The sequence below is a fragment of the Devosia albogilva genome (assembly GCF_042685625.1).
Classification (GTDB): Bacteria; Pseudomonadota; Alphaproteobacteria; order Rhizobiales; family Devosiaceae; genus Devosia; species Devosia albogilva.
The window spans coordinates 2,108,486-2,134,220 of the sequence record NZ_JBHUNP010000001.1 but is presented as its reverse complement, the minus strand read 5'-3'; the positions used below and the strand labels follow the sequence as shown (position 1 = coordinate 2,134,220).

At 60.7% G+C, this 25,735-nt stretch carries 22 protein-coding genes; 11 read left to right on the top strand and 11 right to left on the bottom strand.

What is annotated here, in order from left to right:
* Nucleotides 1–52 precede the first annotated feature (52 nt).
* The 8 genes from ACFSX5_RS10780 to ACFSX5_RS10745 all read left to right on the top strand — a co-directional run bounded on the left by ACFSX5_RS10780 (nt 53) and on the right by ACFSX5_RS10745 (nt 6,523).
* Nucleotides 53–796 carry a Crp/Fnr family transcriptional regulator gene (locus ACFSX5_RS10780; RefSeq protein WP_386833403.1) on the top strand — a complete coding sequence of 248 codons (744 nt, stop codon included), beginning with the start codon at nt 53–55 and terminating at the stop codon, nt 794–796.
* Between the two features lie 61 nt (nt 797–857).
* On the top strand, nt 858–1,100 hold the full coding sequence (locus tag ACFSX5_RS10775; protein ID WP_386833401.1) for a DUF6894 family protein: 243 nt from the start codon (nt 858–860) through the stop codon (nt 1,098–1,100).
* Nucleotides 1,101–1,187: 87 nt separating this feature from the next.
* Entirely contained in the window at nt 1,188–2,513 is a 1,326-nt protein-coding gene (locus ACFSX5_RS10770) for an erythromycin esterase family protein (RefSeq protein WP_386833400.1), read from the top strand.
* Nucleotides 2,514–2,515: 2 nt separating this feature from the next.
* Nucleotides 2,516–3,172: a phosphoribosyltransferase gene (locus ACFSX5_RS10765; RefSeq protein ID WP_386833399.1), complete on the top strand. Its 657-nt coding sequence runs from the start codon at nt 2,516–2,518 to the stop codon at nt 3,170–3,172.
* A 94-nt stretch (nt 3,173–3,266) separates the two neighbouring features.
* Complete coding sequence (locus ACFSX5_RS10760) at nt 3,267–3,914, top strand: nutrient deprivation-induced protein (RefSeq protein ID WP_386833397.1); 648 nt, start codon at nt 3,267–3,269, stop codon at nt 3,912–3,914.
* A complete protein-coding gene (locus ACFSX5_RS10755; protein WP_386833396.1) occupies nt 3,901–4,317 on the top strand; it encodes a phage holin family protein in 417 nt (138 codons plus the stop codon). The genes ACFSX5_RS10760 and ACFSX5_RS10755 overlap by 14 nt, the downstream gene beginning before the upstream one ends.
* Nucleotides 4,317–5,372 carry a DUF3618 domain-containing protein gene (locus ACFSX5_RS10750; protein ID WP_386833395.1) on the top strand — a complete coding sequence of 352 codons (1,056 nt, stop codon included), beginning with the start codon at nt 4,317–4,319 and terminating at the stop codon, nt 5,370–5,372. The genes ACFSX5_RS10755 and ACFSX5_RS10750 overlap by 1 nt, the downstream gene beginning before the upstream one ends.
* A gap of 50 nt (nt 5,373–5,422) precedes the next feature.
* Nucleotides 5,423–6,523 carry a YihY/virulence factor BrkB family protein gene (locus ACFSX5_RS10745; RefSeq protein WP_386833394.1) on the top strand — a complete coding sequence of 367 codons (1,101 nt, stop codon included), beginning with the start codon at nt 5,423–5,425 and terminating at the stop codon, nt 6,521–6,523.
* Between the two features lie 3 nt (nt 6,524–6,526).
* On the opposite strand, the gene ACFSX5_RS10740 is transcribed toward ACFSX5_RS10745, so the two are convergent.
* The 8 genes from ACFSX5_RS10740 to ACFSX5_RS10705 all read right to left on the bottom strand — a co-directional run bounded on the left by ACFSX5_RS10740 (nt 6,527) and on the right by ACFSX5_RS10705 (nt 17,160).
* Nucleotides 6,527–7,276 (bottom strand): SDR family oxidoreductase, encoded by a 750-nt coding sequence (locus ACFSX5_RS10740; RefSeq protein ID WP_386833392.1) that lies wholly within the window; start codon nt 7,274–7,276, stop codon nt 6,527–6,529.
* On the bottom strand, nt 7,273–8,259 hold the full coding sequence (gene denD, locus ACFSX5_RS10735) for a D-erythronate dehydrogenase (protein WP_386833390.1): 987 nt from the start codon (nt 8,257–8,259) through the stop codon (nt 7,273–7,275). The genes ACFSX5_RS10740 and denD overlap by 4 nt, the downstream gene beginning before the upstream one ends.
* A gap of 137 nt (nt 8,260–8,396) precedes the next feature.
* Complete coding sequence (locus ACFSX5_RS10730) at nt 8,397–9,884, bottom strand: DUF6600 domain-containing protein (RefSeq protein ID WP_386833388.1); 1,488 nt, start codon at nt 9,882–9,884, stop codon at nt 8,397–8,399.
* A 557-nt stretch (nt 9,885–10,441) separates the two neighbouring features.
* The gene (locus tag ACFSX5_RS10725) at nt 10,442–11,563 is read right to left on the bottom strand and encodes a mandelate racemase/muconate lactonizing enzyme family protein (protein ID WP_386833386.1); all 1,122 of its coding nucleotides are present in this window, start codon (nt 11,561–11,563) and stop codon (nt 10,442–10,444) included.
* Nucleotides 11,564–11,578: 15 nt separating this feature from the next.
* Nucleotides 11,579–13,066, bottom strand: coding sequence for an argininosuccinate lyase (argH, locus tag ACFSX5_RS10720; RefSeq protein ID WP_386833384.1), 1,488 nt, complete (start codon nt 13,064–13,066; stop codon nt 11,579–11,581).
* Nucleotides 13,067–13,173: 107 nt separating this feature from the next.
* On the bottom strand, nt 13,174–14,223 hold the full coding sequence (locus tag ACFSX5_RS10715) for a polyamine ABC transporter substrate-binding protein (RefSeq protein ID WP_386833383.1): 1,050 nt from the start codon (nt 14,221–14,223) through the stop codon (nt 13,174–13,176).
* 35 nt (nt 14,224–14,258) lie between these two features.
* On the bottom strand, nt 14,259–15,932 hold the full coding sequence (locus ACFSX5_RS10710; RefSeq protein ID WP_386835622.1) for an ABC transporter permease subunit: 1,674 nt from the start codon (nt 15,930–15,932) through the stop codon (nt 14,259–14,261).
* Between the two features lie 91 nt (nt 15,933–16,023).
* Nucleotides 16,024–17,160 (bottom strand): ABC transporter ATP-binding protein, encoded by a 1,137-nt coding sequence (locus ACFSX5_RS10705; protein ID WP_386833381.1) that lies wholly within the window; start codon nt 17,158–17,160, stop codon nt 16,024–16,026.
* Between the two features lie 60 nt (nt 17,161–17,220).
* Here ACFSX5_RS10705 and ACFSX5_RS10700 point away from each other — a divergent pair, with 60 nt between their 5' ends.
* Nucleotides 17,221–18,120, top strand: a complete 900-nt coding sequence (locus tag ACFSX5_RS10700; protein ID WP_386833380.1) for a LysR family transcriptional regulator — start codon at nt 17,221–17,223, stop codon at nt 18,118–18,120.
* Nucleotides 18,121–18,137: 17 nt separating this feature from the next.
* On the opposite strand, the gene ACFSX5_RS10695 is transcribed toward ACFSX5_RS10700, so the two are convergent.
* Nucleotides 18,138–18,551 carry a hypothetical protein gene (locus tag ACFSX5_RS10695; protein ID WP_386833378.1) on the bottom strand — a complete coding sequence of 138 codons (414 nt, stop codon included), beginning with the start codon at nt 18,549–18,551 and terminating at the stop codon, nt 18,138–18,140.
* Entirely contained in the window at nt 18,515–19,255 is a 741-nt protein-coding gene (locus ACFSX5_RS10690) for a hypothetical protein (RefSeq protein ID WP_386833376.1), read from the bottom strand. Before ACFSX5_RS10690 ends, ACFSX5_RS10695 begins: the two co-directional genes overlap by 37 nt.
* A gap of 589 nt (nt 19,256–19,844) precedes the next feature.
* On the opposite strand from ACFSX5_RS10690, the gene ACFSX5_RS10685 reads away from it, so the two are divergent.
* A complete protein-coding gene (locus tag ACFSX5_RS10685) occupies nt 19,845–20,975 on the top strand; it encodes a hypothetical protein (protein ID WP_386833375.1) in 1,131 nt (376 codons plus the stop codon).
* A gap of 75 nt (nt 20,976–21,050) precedes the next feature.
* Here the strand turns inward: ACFSX5_RS10685 and ACFSX5_RS10680 are convergent, their stop codons facing one another.
* On the bottom strand, nt 21,051–22,346 hold the full coding sequence (locus tag ACFSX5_RS10680; protein ID WP_386833373.1) for a PDDEXK-like family protein: 1,296 nt from the start codon (nt 22,344–22,346) through the stop codon (nt 21,051–21,053).
* 176 nt (nt 22,347–22,522) lie between these two features.
* Here ACFSX5_RS10680 and ACFSX5_RS10675 point away from each other — a divergent pair, with 176 nt between their 5' ends.
* Nucleotides 22,523–25,735, top strand: coding sequence for a helicase-related protein (locus ACFSX5_RS10675; protein ID WP_386833371.1), 3,213 nt, complete (start codon nt 22,523–22,525; stop codon nt 25,733–25,735).

Sequence of the window (25,735 nt, the reverse complement as noted above, 5' to 3'; positions counted from 1 at the left end):
CCTCGAACCAGAGGCCGCGGTAAGCGTTTCCCGAGCAAGGAGAGATCACGATATGGCGATCGACAAACACGCTCTACTGAGGCCACTGTTTGAAAGGCTCGAGGCGCTGGATGCGCTGACCGAGGAGGAGCGTGCTGCACTTGTCGATGCGGCCAGCAACGAAGTCCGCACCTTTGCAGCCAAACAGGAGATCGTCGCCCAAGGCTCGCGGCCAAGTGCCAGCACGCTGGTGCTGAGCGGGCTATCCGCTCGTCAGACGCAGTTGCGGGACGGCGACAGGCTGATCAGCGGGCTGCATCTCAGTGGCGACTTCGTGGACCTGCATTCACTGGTGATTGGCGAGATGGACCACGGGATCCTCGCCATGAGCGACTGCACCGTGATCACTTTCCCGCACAGCAAGCTACGCGACATCACGGCGACGCACCCCCATCTGACCCGGATGCTCTGGTTGGTGACGCTGATTGACGCGGCCATGCACCGGCAATGGCTGGTCGTAAAAGGTGGGCTCGACTCGTTGGGTGAGGCGGCGCACCTCTTGTGCGAAATGTATGTCCGCCACCAGATGGCCGGACTCGCAAGGGACCGAAGCTTTCCCTTCCCGCTGACGCAGCAGGATTTCGGCGATGCACTCGGCAAGTCGCTGGTCCAGACCAACCGGGTCATCCAGACCCTTCGCAAGCTAGGGGTGATTGCCTGGCAGGGCCATCAGGTCACAATTCTCGACTGGGATCAGTTGGCAGAAATGGCGGAGTTTGACCCCACCTACCTCAACTTCTCCAGGGAACCGCGCTGACCCGCGAAACCGCGGCTACCCTCGCGCGTTGACGCGCAGGTTGTTCAGTGATGCGGTTGTTATGCCTCGGTTCTTTCTCCACCTGCGCGATGGCGACGAGAGCGTTGAAGACGCAGCAGGGACGGAGTTTCCTTCGCTTCTTGCAGCGCGTGCCGAAGCCATCAAGTCCGCTCGAGAGATCATGGCCGAGAGCCTCCGGCACGGGCTTCCGCTGGACCACAAGCAGATTGAGATTTGCGACGCGAACGGGCAATTGATCGAAACCGTCCGCTTCCATGACGTGCTGCGAGCCATCGGCGAATAGGGCCGAGACATTGCTCCGGTGAATAGCGGATCGCTCCCCAACGGCAAGCGTTGACCTCGACGGACAGTCACTGCGCGGGAGGACGCCATGACCCTACTCGAGGTGAAGCCGGACAGTGCCGTCGAGCTTGGTCATGCCATCCGTGACGCCTGCGTGCCTTTGCCCGACCCGCGGCGGGCGCTGGAGTTCGGCCCCTATTTCGAGCCCTTCGCCAATGCTCGCGTCGTCATGCTCGGCGAAGCCAGCCATGGCACCGAGGAGTTCTACCAGGCACGGGCCGCCATCACCCGCATGCTGATCGAGCATTACGGTTTTTCGATCGTGGCGGTGGAGGCGGATTGGCCCGATGCCAACCGCATCGATCGTCATGTGCGCCAGCGTGGCCCCGGCGGATACGACGCCGAGTCCTTCGCGCGCTTTCCCACCTGGATGTGGCGCAACACGGCGGTGGCCGAGTTCGTCGACTGGCTCCACGACTACAATGCGGAGCGGCCGATGGCGGCGCGGGCGGAGTTCCGCGGCCTTGACGTCTACTCCCTTCGCAGTTCGATCGGCGAGGTGCTCGACTATCTCGATCGCGAGGACCCGGAGGAAGCTTCAAAGGCCCGCCGCCGCTATGGGTGCCTGTCCCCCTGGCAGGCTGAGCCGGCCTGGTACGGCCGGTCGGTGATCACCGGTGAGATCGACCCGTGCGAAGCGGCAGTGGTGGAGCAGCTCGCTTCGATCGTGGCACGGCAGATGGAGTTGGGGCTCGAGGATGACGAGAACGGCTTCGACGCGGCCCAGAATGCCCGGGTGGTGCAGGCCGCCGAGCAGTACTACCGGATGATGTATCGGGCCGGGAACGACTCCTGGAACCTGCGTGACCGGCATATGTTCGACACGCTGATGCACCTGCTGGACCGCCGCGGGCCGCTGAGCAAGGCGGTGGTGTGGGCGCACAATTCTCACATCGGGGACGCCTCGGCGACCGAGATGGGCTGGAGCGGGCAGTTCAATATCGGCGAACTGGCGAAGAAGGCCTTCCGCGACGAGGCGGTGCTGATCGGCTTCGGCACGGACCATGGCACGGTGGCGGCCGCCGACGACTGGGACGAGCCGATGCAAATCAAGACGGTGTTGCCCAGCCGCCCGGATTCCTACGAGCGGGTGTTCCGCCATACCGGTCACGCCCGTGCCCTGCTGAATCTGCGCCCCACCGGCCATGTTCGCGAGGCCCTTGCCGAACCACGGCTGGAACGTGCCATCGGCGTTATCTATCGGCCGGAGACCGAGCGGCAGAGCCACTATTTCCAGGCCGTGCTGCCGGAGCAGTTCGATGCCTATGTCTGGTTCGGGGAAACCCGGGCGGTGACGCCGCTGCCGACGCACCGGCCCGAGGGCGTGCCGGAAACCTACCCCTTCGGCGTCTAGCCATGTTCGCCGACCGCGTCGCTGCCGGCAAGGCTCTCGCGGAGGCAGTGGCGCAGCTGCGGCTCACTGATCCCTTGGTGGTGGCGCTGCCCCGCGGTGGGGTGCCGGTGGGCCACGAGGTTGCGCAACGTCTCGGTGCGCCGCTCGACGTGCTGATCGTGCGCAAGCTGGGGGCGCCCGGGCACGCGGAGCTGGCGATGGGCGCCATTGTCGGCGGTGCGGCCCCACAGACGGTGTTTAACCCGGAGGTGATGGAGTCGCTGCGGCCTTCGCCGGAGCACGTCGAGGCGGAGATCCGCCGCGAGCAAGCGGAACTTGCCCGGCGCGAGGCCGTCTATGCCGCTGACCATCCGCCACTCGACGTCCACGGCCGAACGGTGGTGGTGGTGGACGACGGTCTCGCCACCGGCGCGACCGCTGAGGCGGCGCTCAGGGGGCTGCGTCAGGCGGGCGCGGCAAAGCTGGTGCTGGCGGTGCCGGTAGGGGCAGCCGAGGCCGTCAACCGGCTCGAAGCCGTGGCCGACACGGTGGTGTGCCTCAGCGTGCCCTTCCGCTTCGAGGCGGTCGGTCAGTGGTACAGCGATTTCCGGCAGGTGAGCGACGAAGAGGTGATCGCCCTCCTCCGCAGCCGCAAAAACGGCGGCAAAGCATCACGATAGCGCAGATGGCGGGAACTTGGCGAAAGCCCGGCCATTCTCCGTTCACTGGCGCAACCGCCTATTTGTGAAGCGCCCTCTGTCGGAGAGGTGAAAGATGACTATCGAGAATCCAGGGACGACTGACAACGGAGCTTTGTCGGACGTCGAGAACAAGGCCAAGCACGACATGGGCGAGGCCAAGGAAACCCTGCGCAGCGACCTCGACGCGGTGAGCCGCCGGGCCGCCGAAGACGTCGATGCGCTCAAGCGCGAGGCCAAGGGCCAGATCGACAGCGTTGCCGAGCAGGCAACACAGAAGGTCCGCTCGTTCGCCGACGACCAGAAGACCCTGGCCGCCAGCCAGATCACCGGCGTTGCCTCGGCGATCTCGCGCGTTGCCGATGAGCTCGAAGGCACCGAACAGGCGACCATCGGACGATATGCCCGTGACCTTGCCAACGGTCTCGAGCGGTTCGGCCGCGACGTCGACGGCAAGAACCCCGAAGACTTGATGGGCATGGCCCAGCAGTTCGGCCGTTCGCAACCGCTGGCGTTCCTTGGTGCTGCAGCCCTGGCCGGGTTCGTGGCAAGCCGCTTCGCCGGAGCTTCGGCGCAGCGCCGGCAGCAGCCGAGCCCGGCGACCAGCTACACCAGCTCCACCACGACGCAGCCGGCGCCAACCAATCTGGGCGCCAGCGGCAACGGCACCGAGTTCGCGCGTCAGGGTCAATCCTACACGGGAGGCCAGGATGTCACAGGTTAACGAAGGACGTCCGCTGGGCGAGCTGCTGAGCGGGCTTGCCGGCGACATTTCCGGGCTGTTCCGCAAGGAAATCCAGCTCGCCAAGACCGAGGCTTCGGAGAAGATCTCGGAGACCATGGCAGCGGCCGTGTCGGTGCTGATCGGTGCGGTGCTCGCCCTCGGCGCCCTGGGGGTGCTGCTCAGCGCCATCGTGTCGTTGCTGGCGGCCTTCTTCGTCAACATGGGCTGGGATGCGACGATGTCGACAGCCGTGGCTTCGGGCATCGTGACGATCGTCGTCGGCATTATCGCCTGGATCTTCATCTCCAAGGGCCTGAACGCCTTCAAGGCTCAGAACCTCAATCTCAAGCGCACGACGACCTCGCTCGGTCGCGACGCAGACATCGTGAAGGAGAGGCTGTGATGGCCTACGACAGCGACGACACCAAGAGTTCCGCCGAGCTGCAGCGCGAAGTCGATCAGCAGCGGGCGCGCCTCGAGGACCGGATCGACCAGATTCAACAGAAGCTCTCGCCCGGGCAGCTGGTTGATGAACTGCTCGCCTATACCAAGGGCGGCGGCGGGGAGTTCCTCGGAACACTGCAGCGGCAGGTCACCGCCAACCCCCTCCCGGTCGCCATGCTCGGCGTGAGCCTGGCCTGGCTGATCGCCAAGCCCGCGCCGACCACGGACACGCATCACGACCATCATGATGCCGACCGCGACTGGGACGACAGCATCAACGCCAACCGCGGCTATGGCGAATACGACGCCTATGAGGACTATCCGGTGGCCACCATTTCCGGATCGAGCCTGCAGCGCGTTTCGCATACGCCGGACGAAAGCGGCACGCACTACAGCGAGTGGCTGGACGATGCGGGCAAGAAGTACCGCGCCGCTTCGGACAGTTTTGGCCGCCGTGCGGGGCATTTCCGCGACGAGGCCGGCAACACCTACAAGGGTTTCGTCACCGGTGCCGGCGAGCGGGTCACCCAGTTCCGCGACGAGGCGGGCAATCTGCTCGAGGAAGCCAGCGGGTGGGCCTCGCACACCTGGCAGCGCATGCGCGAGATGATGCACGATGCCCGCGACGGCATGGCGCACGGCATGTCCCAGGGCCGTTCGCGCGCAGGCGAGGCCGGCATGGGCATGATGGGGCAGATGGATCAGCTCAACCGCACCATGATGCACCAGTTCCGCGATCAGCCGCTGGTCGGCGGTGCCCTGGCCTTCGCGCTTGGTGCCGCGCTGGGCGCCGCCCTGCCGCATACCCGTCAGGAGGACGAACTGCTCGGCGAAGCCGCCGATGCGGTGAAGGCGAAAGCGGGCGAAGAGGCGAGCCACCTCTACGAGCAGGGGCGCGAGAAGGCGACCGAGCTCTATGAGGAAGCTTCTCATCGTGCCGGCGACCTCTATCAGCAGGCCAAGGACGGGCTCGGCGTGTCCGACAGCGAGGACGGGGCACCCCGCCCGCACTGACCCCTTCAGCGGAGGGCCACGGCCCTCCGCTTTCCTCATGAGGAGAGAGAATGTCGACGCCGGATGCGCTCGCCACCCAACCCGGCCGCGGTCGCCGCGCGGAAAATCCAACCGAGATCCCCATGCGGGGTTGGAAGGATGTCCTTTGGCGCATCTATGCCGACATCAACGAGAACCACATCCTGCTGACGGCGGCGGGGGTGACCTTCTACCTGTTGCTGTCGATGGTGCCGACGCTCAACGCCTTCATCTCCATCTATGGCCTGTTCAACGACCGGCAGAGCGTGCTGCAGCACGTGGAACTGCTCGCTGGCGTCGTGCCGCCCGACGCGTTGTCGATCATACGCGATCAACTGACGCGGTTGACGGCGGAGAGTACCGACGCCCTGGGCGTGACCTTGCTGGTGTCGCTAGCGATTGCCCTGTGGAGCGCCAGCGCCGGGGTGAAGGCGATGTTCGAGGCCATGAACGTCGCCTACCACGAGGAAGAACGTCGCTCCTTCATCGTCCTCAATGCCGTTGCCCTGCTGTTTACCCTCGGCGGCGCCATCGCGGCGACGCTGGTGCTTTCGGTCGTGGTGCTGATGCCGGTGCTGATGGGGATCTTCCTGCCGGGCGGCGGCGGCATCGAATGGCTGGTGCGGATCGGCAGTTACGCCGCGTTGCTCGTCGTCCTGTCGCTGATGCTGGCGGTGCTCTACCGCTGGGGCCCGAGCCGCGAGCAGGCGAAATGGCGCTGGATCACACCCGGTGTGATCCTGTCGGTGTTGGCCCTGGGCATCGGATCGGTGGGCTTTTCCTGGTACGTCACCAACTTCACCGACAACAACGCCACCTATGGCTCGCTAAGCGCAGTGATCGGCCTGATGACTTGGCTGTGGATTTCCACCACGCTGGTGATCGTGGGCGCAGTGCTCAACTCCGAAATCGAGCACCAGACGGCCAGGGACTCGACCACCGGCGAGGACAAGCCGCTGGGCAGCCGCGGGGCGTTCGTCGCCGATTCGGTCGGCGAAACTGCCGGTGGCTCGGACGACGAGGACAGGGCGCCCAAGCGAGACCGCAAGCGCATCTCCTGGGGTACTATGGCCTTTGCGCTGCCGGCGGCACTGGCGCTGTCCGCCGCGAACCGGCGCTCGCGGCGGGAATAGCGGCTAGCCCCGGCCGACAAATGGCATCTGTGTTGCCATGACGGTCATGGTCAGCGTGTTCGCATCGAGCGGCAGGCTGGCCATGTAGCCGACGGCATCAGCCACATGCTTCACATCGATGGTGGGCTCGGCGGCGGTCAGGCCGTTGGCCTGCAACACGCCCGCCGACATGGCACTGGTCATGTCGGTGCGGGCATTGCCGATATCGATCTGGCCCACGGCGATGTTGAAGGGGCGCCCATCGAGGGCTGCCGCCTTGGTGAGGCCGGCCACGGCATGCTTGGTGGCAGTGTAGGGCGAGGAGTTCGGCCGCGGGGTGGTGGCCGAGATCGAGCCGTTGTTGATGATGCGCCCACCCTGCGGCGTCTGCCGCTTGAACTGGCGGAAGGCAAGCTGGGTGCAGAAGAAGGCGCCGGTCAGGTTGGTGGCGACCACCCGCTCCCACTGTTCGGGCGATATCTCCTCGAGCGGCACCGGGGGCGCACCGATGCCGGCGTTGTTGACCAGCAGGTCCAGCCGACCCCATCGGGAGGTGACGGCACCAAAGGCGAGTTCCAGCGCATCGCGGTCGGCGATGTCGACCGGTACCACCAGTGTGCGACCCGTTCCGGCGTCGATCTCCTCGGCGGCCTGTTCCAGCGCTTCGGGGCGGCGGCCGAACAGAGCCACGGCGAAGCCATCGGCGTGAAGCCGGGCGGCGATGGCCTTGCCGATGCCGGTGCCACCGCCGGTGATGATTGCAACCTTGGTCATGGCACGATGCTCCCGCCCAGTTCGTCTTCGATGTGAATGCGGATGATCTCGTCGAACGAGCTTTCGGCGACGAAGCCGAGCGCCTTAGCCCGGACCGGATCGAAATCCTTGGGCCAGTTCTCGACCATCTCGATGATCATCGGGTCGGGCTCGCGCCGGATCAGCGCGACGGCTCGATCACCAGCGGCGCGGCGGAGCGCCTCGATCTGCTCGCCGACGGTGGCGGAGAGGCCCGGCATGTTGAGGTTGCGCCTCGTGCCGAGCAGGGCGGTATCGAGTTCGGCTGCGTGCAGCAGGAACCCGACGGCCGCACGCGGGCTCGCATGCCAGTGCCGGGCGCTTTCGTCGACCGGCAGCACCGCCTCCTGCCCCACCAGCGGCTCGCGCAGGATGGAGGAGAAGAAGCCGGAAGCCGCCTTGTTGGGCTTGCCGGGCCGGATGCAGATGGTGGGCAGGCGGACGCCGATGCCATCGAAGATGCCGCGGCGGGAATAGTCGGCCAGCAGCAGTTCGCCCATTGCCTTTTGCGTGCCGTAGCTGGTGCGGGGCGCGAGGATGAACTCGTCGTCGATCTGCTCGGGAAATGGCGCGCCGAAGACGGCAATAGACGAGGTGAAGACCAGCCGCGGGCAGTAAGAACCGCGCAGACCTTCCTGGCGAATGGCTTCAAACAGCAGGCGGGTACCATCCAGATTGATGCGGTAGCCCTTGTCGAAATCGAGCTCGGCCTCGCCGGAGACGATGGCGGCAAGATGGAAGATCGCGTCAGGACGCGTGGCGATCAGCGTCTCCGCAACGCCTGGCTGAGAGATGTCGACGGCGCGAAGATCATGGGGAATGTCGCCTCGCGGCGGCTCGGGTGCGACGACGTCGACCAGCGTCAGGCGCTCGATCGTCTGCCCCTGCAACGTGCCGCGCGCCGCAAGGGCGGCGGTGAGTTTGCGGCCCACCATGCCGGCGGCGCCAATGATCAGGATGTGCATGTGGGCCTCCCCGGCTTTGCATTCAGGATCACAGCCTAGACGGCAACCGGCAAGCCCCGGTCGCACAACTGGCGTTCGGCCAGGCAAAAAGAAAGGGGGCTTCCGCCCCCTTTCGGTGCCCTGATGGTAAGGCAGTGTCAGTTCGCCGGAGCGGTTTCCGGCTCCTCGGCCACGGGAGCTTCGGCCGGCGGGGCCTCGGCAGGCGCACCCGCCTGTTCCGGCGTTACGCAGACACCGTCCACCAGCAGTTCCGGTGGGCACGCGGGCTGTTCAACGGCAGGAGCTTCTTCTTCGACAACCGGCTCCTCAGGCGCAGCTTCCTCGGCAGCCGGCTCTTCGGCCGGAGCTGCGGGTTCTTCGGCAACCGGCTCCTCGGTCACCGGCTCTTCAGCGGGCTCCTCCGCAACGGGCTCCTCGGCGGCCGGCTCTTCAGCAGCAGGCTGTTCGGCGGCAGGCTCTTCAGCCGGCTCTTCAGCAGCGGGCTCCTCGGCGCCGGGTTCCTCGGCGGCAGCTTCGGGTTCTTCCTCGCTCACCGCTTCGCCGGCTGGCTCCTCGACAGCATCGGCCTCCTCGGCAGGTGCCTCCGTTTCCGCATCCACAGCCGCATCCGCTTCCGCCTCGGCGTCCACCTCAGTCGTGGCGTCAGCCTCGGCCTCGGTGGTGGCTTCGCCTGTCGCGTCCGCTTCGGTTTCGGTGGCGGCTTCGCCTTCTGCATCGGCTTCAGCGTCGGCGCTGGCCTCGGCATCGGGGGTACCGGCAGCTTCGGTGGTGCCACCCTCTTCCTCTATAACGGTGGCGGCTTCCTCAGGCTCGACAGCCTCGGGCGGAGCGACTTCCTCGGTGGGCTCCTCGATATCGGCGGTGAAGACCGAGATGGTGCTGGCTTCAGCGGTCACCTCGGTGGCTTCCGCCGGCTCGGCGGCGGCTTCCACCTCGAGCACCTGCACCTCCTGGCCGGTCTGCTCCTGGATGTAGTCGATGTCGATGACGTTGTTGACGACGACGTTGTTCTGAACGACCACCGGGCCGACATACTCGGTCTGGGTCAGGAGGTCCGGCTGGTCATCCACGAAGATGATCGACGCGCGCAGGTCCGGCTCAACGAAGCGGCGGACCGGCACGAAGAACCAGCGATCCTCCGGTACCTCGACATTGCCGATTTCGATCGAGATCGAGAACCCGTCGCGTTCCGGCGGCAGCGGCGCCCAGCCCACGACATCGCCGCCGCGGCGCCAGCTCACCCAGGCGGGGGCCCATTTGGTGCCCGGCACCCAGCACCAGCCAAGATCGGCATCCACATACCAGCGGCCATAGTGGTAGGTGGCCCAGGAGAAGGGTTCCTGGGACTGGAAGTACCAGCCGTAGTCGGCGAGATAGACCCAGCGGCCATTGGTGTAGGGGCGCCAGCGAGCGTCGACGCCGGTGGGGCACCAAACATAGTTGTAGCGCGAATGGCGCACCCAGACCCCGTGGGGCTCCAGGCGATCATAGAACAGGTTGAAGCTGACGCTCACCGACTGGGCTGCGGCGGGGCTGGCCCCGACGACGGGGACACCGGAAAGCTGTGGGGAGGCGGCGAGCAGCGCCAGCGCTGCAATGCCCGCGAGCATCTTGGTTTTCATCATTGGACCACCCTTGTACGTCCACCCCCGCAGGATCTTGGAAGCGGGTGGCTGCCGGGCGATTCGCGGGGGCGGTGGGACAACAACCCGGCAGCCTTGCGCCGTTAACGGGAAGTTTGCCCGATGGTTGCAGCTAAATCTTTGATGTGTAAGATGAAAAGCCACTGACAGCGGTGTCAGCGTCCTGTCAGCTAGTCGGGCCGTAGGATGCGGGCCGTGCGCTGCGCAAGCTGTGCCAGAAAAACAAAAAGGGTCCCGAAGGACCCTTTGTTTCTCAAGGCTTGCCGGCCTTGGGAAGATTGGAGCGGGCGATGGGATTCGAACCCACGACCCTAACCTTGGCAAGGCAGGAATTGTGCTGTCGATGCAGTGCCTTAGCGTCCGCCTTAGTTCACTCTGGTGCCCGTCCGTTCACGCCTGAGGGGCCGCCATCCCCGTAGTCGATACTGTACTCGGTGTAACCACAGAGGGCCCCCCTGCACGGCAATGAATTCCAGTGACTGCAACCCGGCCGTGACCGTGTATTGGTCTGAACGGGTTGCGCTCCACTGTGCACCTAACTAGCGCCAGTCTTCGACTGCGAAGTTTTCGGCCGCATCAAGATCAACGTCGAACCCCAAGCCAGCGCGGGTGGGCAACTGAAAATGACCTTCTGAGATTTGCGGTCTCCCGGGGTAGAGCTGATGCCAAAATGGATCACGCCCTTCTTCCGGATAAATCTCGGCGAAGGTACCATTTGAGGCCCCACCCATCAGATGCATGCTGATGTGAGGCTCCCCAACTTGCGCTACTTTAAGATCTGCCAAGTCCGCGGCGGCTGCCAGCTTCGACCATGCAGTGATACCGCCCCCTCGGTTGTATGTCATGTTCAGTACGTCGATCGACTCGGAAGTGAGCAAACGGAAGGACTCGAACACCGACTGATCACTCTGGCCGGCTCCGATAGGAATGCCAGACTTCAGCCGAACGTCTCGAAGCCCATGTGTGATGTTTCTTGGATGTATGGGTTCCTCAAGCCACTCGGGCCTCACCTCTTTGATAAGGGTAGCGAACCGAACTGCATCTGCAGTGGACCAGGCCATATTTGAATCCACGACAATCTTGTAGTCGTGACCAGCAATTTCCCGCAGCGTCAGCACGCGGTGAGCGTCCTCCTCGATACTGAGAGCGCCAACCTTGAACTTCACACCCGCCAGCCCCATGCGCTTGAACAGGTTATACTCTCGTTCAATTCCTTTGGCGTCCCTGGCAGTCTCGTAGTAGCCACCGATACCAATAACCGGAACTCTCTCACGAGCGCCGCCCAACAGCTGCCAAAGCGGGACATTCAGGTGCTCGGCTCGGGCGATCCAAAGGGCCGTATCAACGACGGCAAGTGCCTGAACAAAGTCCTCACGGGGGATATATGCTTTGAAGCCTCTCAGCATGCCTGCCCAGAGGCGTGCTGAATCTCTTATGTCGCTTCCAACTGCTAGGGCCCTAAAGGGGCCAGCTATGTAGGCCTTCAAGACGTCCGTATATCCGGTCTCGTTTCCAAGAGATACGGTGGTTACTTGGCCATCCTCGAGTTTCACTTGGCACAGTATTGCCGCACGATGGTTTACCTGGTAGGTACCGCCACTAAAACTAGCGGAAAGGGGCGTAGAGATCTCTCTGATCTGGACACTGACGATCTTGGTCATCTAAATTATTCCGTTCTATGCTTTTAGATTTTTGACAGCGAGTAGCGTCGTCGCCCACGCCGCTTCGATCTCGCCGCGCCGCTCCCCTATGAAGGCTCTTTGTTCGCGCACAACACCGCGGTAAGTTTCTAGGAGTCGTGAAACTTCCAAAGGGCTGCATCCTCCAGCCGACATTGCAGCATTCACGAATGCTCCGGCATCCAAGGCAGCATCCAGCTCAGGTTGCGTAAGTCTAGCGCTAATACCTAAATTAGAGGCAAGCGCGTTGACTTGATCCGCCTCGATTTCTGTCTTCGTCTTGCTTTGCTCAGCTGCGTGCCGAACCAATAAGGCAACCAAGGAATACCCTTTGCGATAGGGAACGGAGTGCACCTTGAACAGATGATCGGCAAGGCAAGATGCCGTCGTCCAACCAGAGGCGGCAGACGAGCGCATCGCCGGAACGTTCACCTCCAGTGAGGTAACGATCTCAGCGCTAAGATCGAGGGATGCGCTAACTAAATCAAAAGCTTCGTCAATGATTTCTGCCTCTTGCAGCACTACGTCTGATGTACCGTACCCCCGGAACTTAGCAAGAAGCCCCGAAAACCATTGGGTTGCCTGACCTGCTTCAGCTCGTATTGCGTCCAGAGACGTCGGGTTCTTTTTATTTGGAAAGATGCTGCTGGTACTGCAAAAGCTACTATGTAGCTCGACTAGATTGAACTCGCCGGAGGACCAAAGGGCGAGGTCTGTCGATAAATCTGAGAGGATGCTCATGACCAACGACAGAACAGCAACAATCTCTGCGGTGTAGTAGGCGTCTCGCGCCACCCGAGCATGTGGGATGTAGGTAGAGAAGCCCAGAAGCTCGGCGGTTCTATTCCTATCGATCGGCCATGTCGTTCCAGATAGCCCGACGGCGCCCAAGGGGCTTCTATTGAGACGGGCGTAGCCTTGTGCGAGTTTCTCACACTGCTCCAGAAGCCTATCCTGAACAGACGTCAGATAGTGTCCAAATGTGGTCGGGTGCGCGTGCTGCAGGCAGGTGAAGCCCGGCATTAGCGTCTCTCTATGCGCGTCGGCCACGTCACTTAAGCGCTCGGAACACGCGAGGATGCTTTCCATGACGTCCAGCACACGACGCCGCTTGAACATTCGCCGTGCGGTGGGTCCCTGATCAAGGCGACTACGTGCGGTGTGAAGCATTCCCGCCGTTTCGGTACCAATCTTGCGTCCCAGTTCGGCCTCTACTTGTAGAAGCAAACTCCCAGCACCAGCATCAATGACGGCATTACGGAATCCCGAGCCGCGTATTTCGATAAGACCGTCACCTATCACTGCCGCATGAGACGTCTCGATTATCCCTGCCTCTGAAAGCATTACGCAATGAGCTAAGTCCACCCAAATGTATTCGTCGAACTGCCTTAGCTCTCGCTTGAGATGCTTATTTTCGCTGTATTCTAGAAGGCTTGCGGCTGTTTTTGAGCCTAAACGCGCCATGTAGTAGGGTTGCTGTGTCATCTGTCGCCTGCTGCAAGGCACACTTCGACTGGTCCGCAGCAAGCGTGAGAACGCTTCGCTGCGGACGTCTGATGTAGTTGAGGTTTCTGGTTTAGGCTGGGCCAGCTCTACCCGAGTAGCCAGGTATTGAAGCGTTCGGCAGCCGTCTCCTGCAGCGGCCCCCAGAAGCGGAAATCAAGAGGCCCCATCTGGGCTAGGTTCTCGGGGAAGGTCGGCAATGTGCGGCTTCGCTCAGCATCCATGAAGTCGAACGCGCCTGGATGTGACGGCCCAATGCCCATCTGTGCGCACGCGACGGCTTGCCTCTCCGGCGAACAGCAAAATGCAATGAACTGACGTGCTGCATCCGCCTTAGGACTGCCCTTAGGAATGACCCAGCCGAAGTTGGTAAAAAACCCGCCATTCCATACGATCCGCACCGGCACCCCGGCGTCGATTACGCTTTGCGCCCGGGAGTTGAAGGTGGGACAAATGTCCAACTCGCCAGATTCCAAGAGCGTAGGGGTTTGGGCTGCCGAACTCCACCACACGTCGATATGAGGCCGTATCTCTTCAAGCTTCGCAAACGCCCGCTGCCATCCGGCTTCCTCAGAGAGTACCTGCGGGATATCTGCTAACGGAACACCGTCCGCCAAGAGCGCAATTTGAATGGTGTCCCGAGCGAACTGCCGAAGGCCACGGCGGCCCGGAAATCCCTCAACGTCCCACATGTCGGCATAAGAGGTGATCGGCTTGTTCACCGTATCTTCGCGATACGCTAGAACAAATGCGGCAACGTCGGAGGCGACGAAGTGGTCGTCCTTCATTGTGTCGGGAATAGCGAGCGCGTCATCCGAGGAAAGATCCAAGGGCTCGAGCAAATCGTTCTCGACCAGCGTATGAGAGACGTCCTGCCCCACAGAGGCGCAGAGGTCCCACCGGTAGTTGCCAGTTTCTACAACAGCTCGGACTTCAGCAGCTGGGTTGTCGCGTCGCTCAACAGGCACAACGCGGATACCGGTTTCCCGCTCGAACGGCTCGTAGAAAGCCTCCGTCCAAGCTCGCGTATATGCCCCGCCAGCATCTCCCACTGTAAGTGTATCCGTTTGGCCGTAAGCGCGTCCGATTATCGCTGGTGCGGAGATCGCAGCCACGGCGGTCGTAGCAGAAAACTGCATGAAACGTCTGCGGGTTATTCCCTTGATAGTTGGCACTAGACTTCCCTTTCCCTTGTTTTGATCCGTCGCCCCCATGAGAGGACTTCGGTTATGGTCACAACGAGGATGACCCCGACCAGCACTACCGTCGAAACGGCGGCAAGTGTTGGAGTGATATTGAAGTGCGCTTCACTCCAAATTCTCTTAGGCAATGTTGTTGATGTGCCGCTGGCGATGAACATTGCGACCGTAAGTTCATCGAATGAACGGATGAAGGCAAAGATGAACGCCGCTATGATACCCATGCGCAGCAAAGGAACCGAGACAAACCAGTACGCCTTTGCCGGACTAGCTCCAAGCGTGTGTGCCGCAGTGTTGAGGCGCCAGTCATAGTTGTTGAACGCAGCAATCATTGCCACGATGACGTATGGTAGCGCAAAGACGGTTTGCCCCAGCACAAGACCAAGGTCCGTTCCTACTAGGCCCAAGTCAGCGAAGAAGTAGAACATCGCCAAAGCAATGAGAATGTTAGGGACCGCTAGGGAGAGCAGGATCAAGCCCATGACAACAGGGCTGGCGATGACATTCCCTTTAGAAAACGCAACCGCAGCAGGCATTCCGATCAGAATAGAGACAGCGGAGGTGAGGAGCCCGACGATCACCGATCGGATGGTCGCTTCAACCCAGATGCTGGACTCGAAGTATTCCTGATACCATTGCAGGGAGAACCCGCGCGGCGGCCAGGAAAGGAACCCCGATTGTGTGAACGAGAGGGGGACCAGGAATAGGATCGGAAGGCTTAGCCAGGCCAGTACCAAGTAGGTGACCACGCGGTGCGCCATGCTCGAAGAACCTGCGGCGCCCGCCGTGCGGTCGCGGAACATCCATCCCGTTGCCTTCGTGACGACTGTCAAGATCGCATGTCCGCCAATTCGCCGCGCCCGGCTAATGTGGTTTGGCCTGCTCATGTTCGCAGCCGGTATACCGCCCCCGGCGACGCTGACGCCCATCAACTTCGAAGCAGATAGAAGGACGAGCCCAATGAAACTGAGGAAGACGATCGCGATGGCAGCAGCCATGTTCCAGTTAAACAGCTCATCGATCTGCTGAATGATCAGCTGTCCAATCATTGTCTCTCTAGGCGACCCCAACAATGACGGCTGGACGAAGAATCCCAGCCCCAGTACGAAGGAGATCACTGTTGCGGTAGCAACCCCCGGCCAAGTTAGCGGAAAATATACCTGCCAAAATTGAGTGGCAGGATTGGCCCCCAATGTAGATGCGGCCGTGGTAAGTCTCGGGTCGATGTTTTGCATGGACGAGAGTATCGTCAGCACCGTAATCGGAACTATTGCATGCACCATGCTCATCAAAACAGCGCTGGAATTGTACAATAGACCGAGGGGCGTTTCGGTTAGGCCCAAGCCAAGGATCGCGCTGTTAAGTACGCCATTCCGGCCGAGTAGAACGAACCATGCGAGCGTACGGATTAGTACACTCACCCAGAAGGGTATCAGGATAAGGATCATCAGGACCGCGAATGTCCTTCCCCGGTTGCGGGAAAGGTACAGCGCCACTGGGTATGAAATGATGACGCTCAGTATAGCCGTAAGGAGTGCTAGCCCTATAGTGGTTAGCGATACCCCTAGGACTGTCTGGCTTGTGACGGCACCGAACAAGTGTGCAAACGTGAAGCTGCCGTCCACGCCCTGGAATGCCAGAGAAGCCATTCGCATCAGCGGCCAGGCCAAGAAGGCCAGCAGAAATATCACGGTAGGTAGTACTAGCAGCTGAGTTGCGAGCTGCGCGCCGAATGGTGCCCTACGCATGGCGCTCTCGCTCTTCGGAAAAGAATGCTACGTCGCGCCAATTCCATCCTACAGTGACACTTTGACCGATATGCCACCTTGAAAGAGACGAAACGTCAGAGAGGCGCTGCAGGATTATCGATGCACCGCCCTGATCAAGCGTGAGATGAAACTGCGTGTAGAATCCGACTTGCCTGATGTCTGACACACGGCAAGTCCTGAGTTCATCGTGAGGCGTTTCCGGGTCGAGCTGAAGACATTGGGGGCGGATCATCATCCATCCAGACGTGCCTTGCTCCGGGGCCTGTGGTGATACGGCTCCAAGGTCTTTCACGTGTGCTACATTCGAGGCGCCGCTACCTTCTGCTTCGTAGGGGTACAAATTGGCCTCGCCAAAAAATTCGGCGGCAAAACGCGAATTCGGACGAAAGTACAGGTCACTGGGAGCGCCGCTCTGGACGATTTCCCCATCCTTCATAAGGCAGATCCGGTCAGACAAAGTCAGAGCTTCAGTCTGATCATGTGTGATGTAGACAACAGTTGTACCGAGCGCCTTGTGAAGGCGGCGGATTTCATCCTGCATCGAGTCGCGTAAGCGCTTATCCAGCGCTCCCAGCGGCTCATCCATGAGGATCACCGACGGCTCGTAAACTACACACCGAGCAAACGCCACGCGCTGCTGTTGACCACCAGAAAGCTCGGAGGGGAACCTGTTTCCGAAGCTCGTCAGGCCAACTGCGGAAAGGACGTTATCGCACTTCCTTTGAACCTCCTCCTGCCTCTCACCCCGCATCCGCAATGGGAAAGCTATGTTCTCAGCGACAGTCAGGTGAGGAAAGAGCGCGTAGTTCTGAAAGATGACCCCAACGTCACGCTTGTGAGCAGGCAGTTCCGTGGCAGGACGGCCATCTATGGAAATGCTCCCCCCCGAGGGGTAGTTGGTGCCGGCGATGAGCGATAGCAGGGTGGTCTTGCCTGAGCCCGATGGACCAAGGAGCGTGACGAACTCCCCCTCCTTCACCTCCAGATGGGTCGGCCGCAAGGCCTGGAAATCGCCGTACTTTTTCTCCACGCCTTCAAGCTTCAGCTTGACGGCAAACCCGTCTGCGCTCGGCTCGCCCATGTGACACCCTTTATTTTTCTGCAGCATTCGCCAACTTGAACCCCCTGTCAAAATTATATATTGGATGTCATATGATCAAAACTTCTGATGAAAATGGAACTGCGGCAGCTTGAAGCGTTTCGCGCGATAGCGACTTTGGGCAGCTTTTCTGCGGCGGCGACGCGGTTACACACCACGCAGCCAGCGATTTCGGCTCGTATCCGATCCCTTGAATTTGAATTAGGCGGGCCGCTCTTTGACCGGTCTGCGAAGCCAGCACGCCTCACGCCTCTCGGTCACAAACTGCTCGACTATGCCGACCGGATTGGCTCTTTGGTCACCGAGGCTCAAGGCATCGGCAAGGGCGCAGCTGGCACAATCCGGAGCGCAAGACTAGGAATTCCAAGCGCCCTCGTTTCACGGTGGGCGCCGTTTTTGATCGGCGAAGTTTACAGGAACAACCCGAACGCCCGAGTGGAGCTGCACATAGATCGCTCAGTTGTGCTGCAAAGCATGTTAACTAACGGAGAAATCGATTTCGCGCTGACAATCGGCCAGCCCAACGCAGATGAGCTAGTATCAACCCCAGTGGCGAGATATAGTTACTGCTGGATCCAAAGTAACACACACCCAGCCACCCGCAAGATCCACAGCATTTCTGAGATCAATAAGCCAGTGGCAACATATTCCAAGACCTCAGCAGCGTATATCGAACTTCGTGACTACCTTAGGAAGAACAAGCTCGAGCACATTTCGCTTAGCGGAAGCAACTCTACGGACGCCATCCTGAAACTAGTTTCGGAAGGGCTCGCGATCGGCCTTGTTATGTCTATCGCCTTAGATGATGATGCCCATCCAATGCCAGTATCAGTAATGGATTTGCCAACAAGCATGATCTCAGACGTGGAGTATTTCGCGAGTTTTCGACGCGATGGGGCAACTCTCCTTGGAGAATATCTAGCCAGCGCGGCATCTACTTTTTCCGGTCCGCGGGCTGCTGACCGATAGCTGATGCCATGCGAGCATCACTTCTCTTCCATGTGATCTGCCAGTGCTGACCGGACCCGCGGCCGCAGCACATTCACGTAGGTGTTGAGTCTGCCCGCTAACCATTGAAACGCCCGATCACGTTCTGCGGGATCGTGTAGTGAACGGACTTGCAGCGCGTCCCCGATCGAGTAGCGTCCATCCCTCTTGGTTAGCTCCGCGCTGGGTCCAAGCTCGTCCTTGAAGCTGTCCCACTCACTGGCGATGATCTCTGCCACCGCCTCGCCTGGGCTGTTCTTTGCACTCGAAAGGAACAGGCCAACACGCCCACGTCCAACTTCCCGATATGCGGTAAGCCAGCTGCCTGGCGCAGGAAGCGCAAATGTGCAGTAGCCGAGCCGCGTCGGCTTGGGGATTACCTGCTCCGGATCGTCAAACTGCAGCTGCTGCAAGAACTCGGTCCAGAACAGAAGGCGCTCCTCCCCCAGAGCCGTCGCTCCAGAAGCGTTGACTCGTGGTTCGGCTTCCTCATCATCGGCAAGGACGTACCTTCGGGCACCGACACCACATTGCGGGTGATGATCGCCGTCTTTGCCAGCACCCGTGGGACAACAAGGCGCTGCCCATCTGGCATCACGTAGATGGGCATCTCTACCAGCCCTAGGGAGAAGTGCAGTCCCGCGTGGGCCTGCAGATACTCTGCGATGGCCTCGACACCCGCCCGTATCCCATCGCCGACGATTAGCAGGAGGAACCGTCCGCGCCTCAAGTTCAACGTCAACGCGTCGTTGAACTCCATCTCATCGACCTCCGGGTGTGCTGCCCGAACCAGCTCAAGTAGCGGGTTTCCCTCGCGGCGCTTGAGCCGGATGCTCACCTCTCGTTGCAGGTCCGAGGAGGACCAGCGACTAAGCTCTTTCGCATAATCAAGGATCTGGCCAACCACCTCCCGCCGGCCCTCAGGGTTTCTCCAGAGCTTACACTCAACCAGTACCGGCAGCCCCGAAGGGGTCACGAGGAAGTTGTCGATCGGACCGGCGGAGGTGTTCAACTCCCGACAAATGGGAACCGGATTTGCGAACATAGGATCGATCTCGGCAACCGGGAGTGACCCCGGATACGCTTGAACAAGCTCCTGAATGTCTGCCTCGGACACCGAGGACTCTGCTGGCAAATGACTGAGCGGGGTCAGCGGCACAGCGCCAGCCCCAGAGGTCAAGAGAAGCGGAGCGCTGTGTTGTCTCGTCATTTGAATACTACTCTGATCCTCTGTTAGCCTGCGGGAGGCGTAGGAATTCTGCCACCTGCCCGCCGATATGTGCCCAACTCATTCCGCTTGTATAGGCTAGACCAGCCTAGCGGTGGTCTTCAGGATACTTCAGCTTTTCGGGTGTGGTCAGCCACACGGGCGCGCGTACACCGCGCCCCTGGTCGCCAGCGGGTTACCGCTGGCCGGCTACGACAAGAGCGTCCCCGTTAGAAAACTTAGTACTAGTTGGCACTTAGCTGAACTGCGGTGCACTGGAGCGACGGCTTGACTATAACTTCAGTTTGGCAAGGCAGAAATTGTGCTGTCGGCGCAGCGCCTTAGCACACGCTTCAGTTCACTCTAGTGCCCGTCCGTTCAAGCCTGAGGCGCCACCGGAACGTATGCGGATATTGTACCTAGTGTAACCACGCCGGAAGCTCGTGAACGGCAGCGAACTGCAGTGACTGCAACCCGGCTGCAACCCGTAGAGGCCACCATGCACATTTCCCGTGATGAACTGTACCGTTTGATCTCGGAGCGCCCTCTCAGCAAGGTAGCGCCAGAGCTTGGGATTTCCGCAACTGCACTCGCTCGGGTGTGCCGAACGCACAATGTGCCCTATCCCGGCTCCGGCTACTGGACGAAGAAGGCGATGGGTCTGCCTGTGGAACTCGTCCCGCTACCGACGACAAAAGAAGGCGCGGTTCGCATCGAGCTCAAACCCACCACAGCCAGCACCGGTGCCCGAAGGAGTCTGCCGCGATCCTCTTCATCAGCACCAACGGAGTCCCCCGCGACGCCTCCTGCGCCCACCGTCCAGGTGAGCGATCGTCTCACCAGACCCCATCCCCTGATCGCAAGGTGGCTGATGGAACACGAAGAGCGGACACGCAAGGCATCGAGGTCACGTGATCCGTGGCAAGTCCGGTTAGCGCCAGCGCCCTGGACGACGCTGGACCGCCGCCGGCACCGAATTCTAGATGCCGTGTTCAAGGCGGTGGAAGCCCGAGGCGGTGAAATAGGAGAAGGGCCGAAGGGGCTGATTAGCGCGACGATCTCTGGCGAGCAGATCAACTTCCAAGTCAGAGAGAAGCTCCGACAGATCAAGATTCCGCAGGATGACAAGCGCAGATCTTACATGACCACCGAACTGATCGGCACCGGAAACTTGGTTTTTGCGATACGCACCTATCTCCGCGGGTCGTTCAATGAGGAGTGGCGGGAGACCGAGCGGCGCCCACTAGAGACACAGGTTCCTGAGATCGTCGATCGACTGTTCGAAGGAGCGAAAATCTTGAGGGCTTGGCGCGAGGAGCGAGATGCTGAAGCTGAACGGTGGCGCCTAGAGAGTGAGAAACGCGCGGAGATCGAACGCATTCGCCTTCTGGATGAAGCTCGGAAAGCAGAGCTCATCAAGCTAGCCGAGCGTTGGGAGACCGCTCAGCGGCTGAAGACGTATTTGGGAGCACTGGCCGCTACTCAACCGTCCCTAGGTGAGGTCGCCGGAGACAGGTCCGTAGGCGAGTGGTTTGAATGGGCCGAGGCATTTGTTGCTGAGCTGGACAAACATACCGGCACTGCACCGTCCGCATTCTCGGCAGTGAGCTCCGCAACACCTGGCCAATGATGGCTTGAGAACCCGCACTTATCGATGCGCTCCGCGCGAGTGGCGAGTGGCGAGTGACGAGTGGTCAACGAGCCACTAGAGTGTTTGCGTCGCTTGATCCACAAATTCAGGCAAAATTCCAGCTATTGCCTCGAAATATGGATCAAGGCGATCTAACAACGTGACCATGCCCTTGGAGATTTCCTCTGCGTTGTGCAGATCGTCTATCACCACGGCATTATTCCTCAGGAACTTCGAGTACCGCTTCCCCTCTTTGTCTGCATCGTTCTGGAAACGGATACCCTCCAGGCCGGAGACAGACCCGAGTTGCCTGATGCGGCCGATTAGTTCACTCCGGAGACTGTGGTCAGCCAAGGGGCCCACTTCAGCGAAGAGTTTGAGCGTTCCAGACGCGCCGTCTGCACTTTCCAGCAGCTCTAGCCAACAGATCAGCGGATATCCCGCCCACCATTGTTCGCAGCCGCGCCACGGACGTCCGAGTACCTCGAAGCTATCCACCCAGCCCACCGGCAGGAAGCTTATGCTGCGGTTGTTATGTCCATTGTACCGATAGCTACGAGAACCGACAGACACCGTAGACCTCGGTTCCCAGGTGCCTTCGAACACGGTCTCGGCAGCCAGAACAAAGTCCGTACTGGCACCGTACTCCATGACGAAATCAAGGACCTTCTTGTGTGTTCGATAGAGTTGGCGGGCCAATGCTTCCATCGCTACGCGCTCTTCGCTCATACCTGCGGCCTCTCTGACAATCTCTAGATAGTGCTCGAGGAAAATCGAGACTTCTTGCCCCAGCGTCAGGCCTTCCAAGGCCATCAAACGGGGAAGCAAGTCACATATTGCGCTGTAGCGGATCGGGGCGAAGCTCTCGTCCTGTGGCAGCTCATCCAGCAACGTGAGAAAGATGCCGCAAACCACCGGCGGCTCGCCCCGAGAGCTAAATGCCGCCCTCACCTTCTGAGCGTATTTTGCGAGCTGCCCCTCATGCTGGCTCGCGTAGAACTTGTTCTCTATGACAAAGGCCCAGTTGTTCCGGCGTGAGAGAATGAAGATGTCAATGTTCTGCCACTCACGATGCACCTGTGCATCCCGAAGATCGCTTTGGACAACGTCGATGGCAGTGACACGCCCACAGGCGCTGCGCCCTCGCAGCGCCTGCGCGAGAAAAGCCTTGAGGAACCGATCGCTGAACCCGTGGGTCTCAGATGGGTCGAGCAGCCACGCCAAAATCGCAGAATGGCGAACCTCCATCCCTTCCATCCGCATGGTGCGGATAGGGTTGAAGCGGCCCAGGTAGGCTCCTAGACGGTCTAACCCCTCGTTGTTGACAAAGAGGTGCTCAAATTCGTCGAGGCTCGGTTCAGCAACTGACACTTTGTCGCCCCTTCCACTTCCACGCGGCACGTGAGTGGCACTTGGATGTCGCATCGTTCCCGGCAGGGCAAGAGCAAACAACTGAGGCCCCTCGTTAATCACAACGGTTACCTTGCTGCGAGTGAGCAGATCGTTTAGCCCTTGTTCAAAGAAGTTGTGCGGCGGTGCCGACTCCCGTGGAAGCTCTTAGCGCATTCCGCGGCTATTCTTCGCATCGATTACGCACCGAACTGGCGACAGGGTGGGGCATGCCGAGACGAGAGAACGCCAAGACGGGCGGGGAACTATTCATCGTCGACAATAGTGACGATGAATGGAAAGCCCTGCGCTACCTGCATGAGTGGTGCGACTACGCAAAATCCGTAGACGTTGCCTCAGCGTACTTCGAAATCGGCGCACTATTAGCTCTCGACGGGCAGTGGCAGAAAACAGATGGCCTACGGGTTCTTATGGGCGACGAGGTAGCAGCCCGGACACGCAACGCCTTCGAGCAGGCATTGAAAGCTCGTCAGGATCGTCTGGATGAAAGTGTTGAGGTCGAGAAGGAGAAAGATGACTTCCTCGACGGTGTACCCGCTATCGTTGAAGCCATCCGCAGGGGGAAGATCCAGTTTCGCGTCTACCGCAAGGCCAAGTTTCACGCCAAGGCTTACATCACTCACGCCCGGAGCGAGGTCATCGGGGCCGCAGCTCTCGTCGGCTCCTCCAATTTCACCAGACCTGGATTGACGCAAAACCTCGAACTCAACGTCCAGATTACCGGTCAGCCGGTAACGGTACTACAAGACTGGTACGACGAGCATTGGGACGAGGCGGAAGACGTTACACCCGCAATGCTCCGCACCATCGAGCGGCACATCCAATCATTCACCCCGTTCGAGGTGTGGGCCCAATCGCTGCGAGAATATTTCCGCCGGCGCGAAATCTCGGCCGGAGAATGGGAACGAGAGCAGTCAAGGATCTGGCCCATGCTGGATGGCTATCAGCGGGAGGGTTACGGGCAACTCCTGAAGATTGCGGGCGAACACAACGGCGCCTTCCTCTGTGATGGTGTCGGTCTGGGTAAGACGTTCGTCGGGCTGATGCTTCTGGAGCGACTCGCGGTTCACGAGGGCAAGCGAGTCGCGCTGATCGTGCCCAAGTCCGGGCGCAAGTCGGTTTGGGAGGCCAATCTGGACCGGCACCTGCCGCATGTCGGCCGTGGCCCTTGGGACAACGTGATGGTCCTAAACCACACCGACCTTGGCCGTGGCGGCGACGTCGGCAAGGCCGTGGAGGCCATCGGCAAGCATTTCGACGCGATCATCATCGACGAGGCGCACAACTTCCGGAACCCGGGACTGGCCGGGACCGGCAGGAAACGGGAGTCCCGTTACCGCATCTTGCAACGCATTGCCGAGGGCAAGCAGCTCTTCCTGCTGACGGCCACGCCAGTAAACAACGGCGTGTACGATCTGATGCATCTCATCGAACTGTTCAGTCGCGGTGGCGACGCTTTCGCCACTCTGGGTGTGCATTCGCTTCGGGGGCACTTTCGTACCCTGGAGAAGGCCATCCGCAAGGCCAATCGGGCAGACGAACATGCAGCGCCCGAGGACGATGTCGATCAGTCGGTCGAAACTGGCCCGGCCCGTGAAACCTTCGCCGCCGACCCGCTGGTCCAGAGCCTCGTGGTGCAGCGCAGCAGGGCTTATGTGAAGGCAAGTCAGCAGGCCGAGTCGAAAGGGCAGGCGATTTTCCCCGTACGCGAGGATCCAAAGGTCGCCGAATATGAGCTGTCCCCGCTACAACAGCAGCTGCTCGAACTCGTTGAGGAATCCTTCAAGCACAAGAATGAACTCTTCCGGTTGGCGCTCTATGATCCCACAGAGTGGCTGATCGAGCCGTCCGACGAAGACGACCTAGTCCTAGGTCGCCGGGCGCAGGTGGTGCGGCTAATTAGGATCGGTTTCCTCAAGCGCCTTGAAAGCTCGACGGCGGCCTTCGAGTTGTCATGCCATCGGCTCATGGTGAAGCTCCTCGCCTTTTGGGAAGCGCACGTCGAGACCGAAGCAGAGCAGTTGGACCTTGCTGTCTGGAAAGAACGTCACGCCCATCAGATCGCGCAGGTCAAGGCCGGCCTCGCCAGCCACACGGCAGACGACGAGGAGCCTGAGGAAGATGCGGACGCCCTGATTTCAGGCGAAATTCTTGATCGCGTAGAGGTTCTGCCTCGCGACAAGTATCGGGTCCATGAGCTGGTGGCAGAAACGCGGGAGGACCTCAATCAGCTCGTAAAATTCCTCGACGTTCTGCGCGATTTCGATGCCGACCGTGATGGTAAACTGTTGTCGTTGCACCGGCTGTTGACTGAGGATCCCGTTCTTAGCGCCCAGAAGGTTCTCATCTTCACCGAGTATCAGGGGACGGCGCGCTACTTGCGCCGCGAGCTGGAGAAGAAGGGTATCGACGGGCTGGCGCAGGTCGACTCTGGCACCAAGACGCCGCGGGACCGGATCATCAGGCGGTTTGCGCCTTACTACAACCAGAGCAGCAGCGGCGAACTGGCTAAAGCTGGCGAGAAGGAGATCAGGGTCCTCATCGCCACCGACGTCCTCTCGGAAGGGTTGAACCTGCAGGATGCGACACGCCTCATCAATTACGACCTACACTGGAATCCCGTACGGCTGATGCAGCGTATCGGTCGTATTGATCGGCGAATGGACCCTCGGGTTGAGAAAGCGCTCATAGCCGATCACCCGGAAACCGCCCCATTGCGGGGCCGTGTGGCATACTGGAACTTCCTGCCCAACACTGCCCTGGAAAGGCTGCTGGGCCTCTACAACAGGGTTGCCGGCAAGACGCTCCGCATCTCGCGCCTCTTTGGCATTGAAGGGCGTCGCTTGCTGACCGAGCAGGACGACTACGACGATCTCAAGAACCTCAACGAGAGCCTCGACCAGAAACCGTCAGAGGAGGAGCTGCTGCGTAACGAGTTGCGCCAGTTGCTGATTGATCATCCGGACCTGGAGGCACGCCTCGCGGATCTCCCGAACCGGGTGTTCAGTGGCCGCGAAGCCGCTGCCACCCGGGGCGTCTTCTTCTGCTATGCCCTACCGGGGCGGGGGAGAGGGCCCGAGGGTGAGGAGCGGTGGGACCTCGACGAGAGTCGGCAAGTGCGCTGGTACTTCCATGACCTGGATGGCGGTTCGGTGCTCGAAGGAGCCCCTGCGATCGCCGCTCGGGTACGCTCAGCTTCCGATACCCCGAGACGCATCCAGCTGGATCGTGCCACCCTCGTTGCCGCCCGCACCGCGGTCGAGAAGCATATAGAAGGGGGATACATGCGCAGGGTGCAGGCCCCCGTAGGCGCGAGGCCGGTCCTCAAGGCCTGGATGGAGTTGAACTGA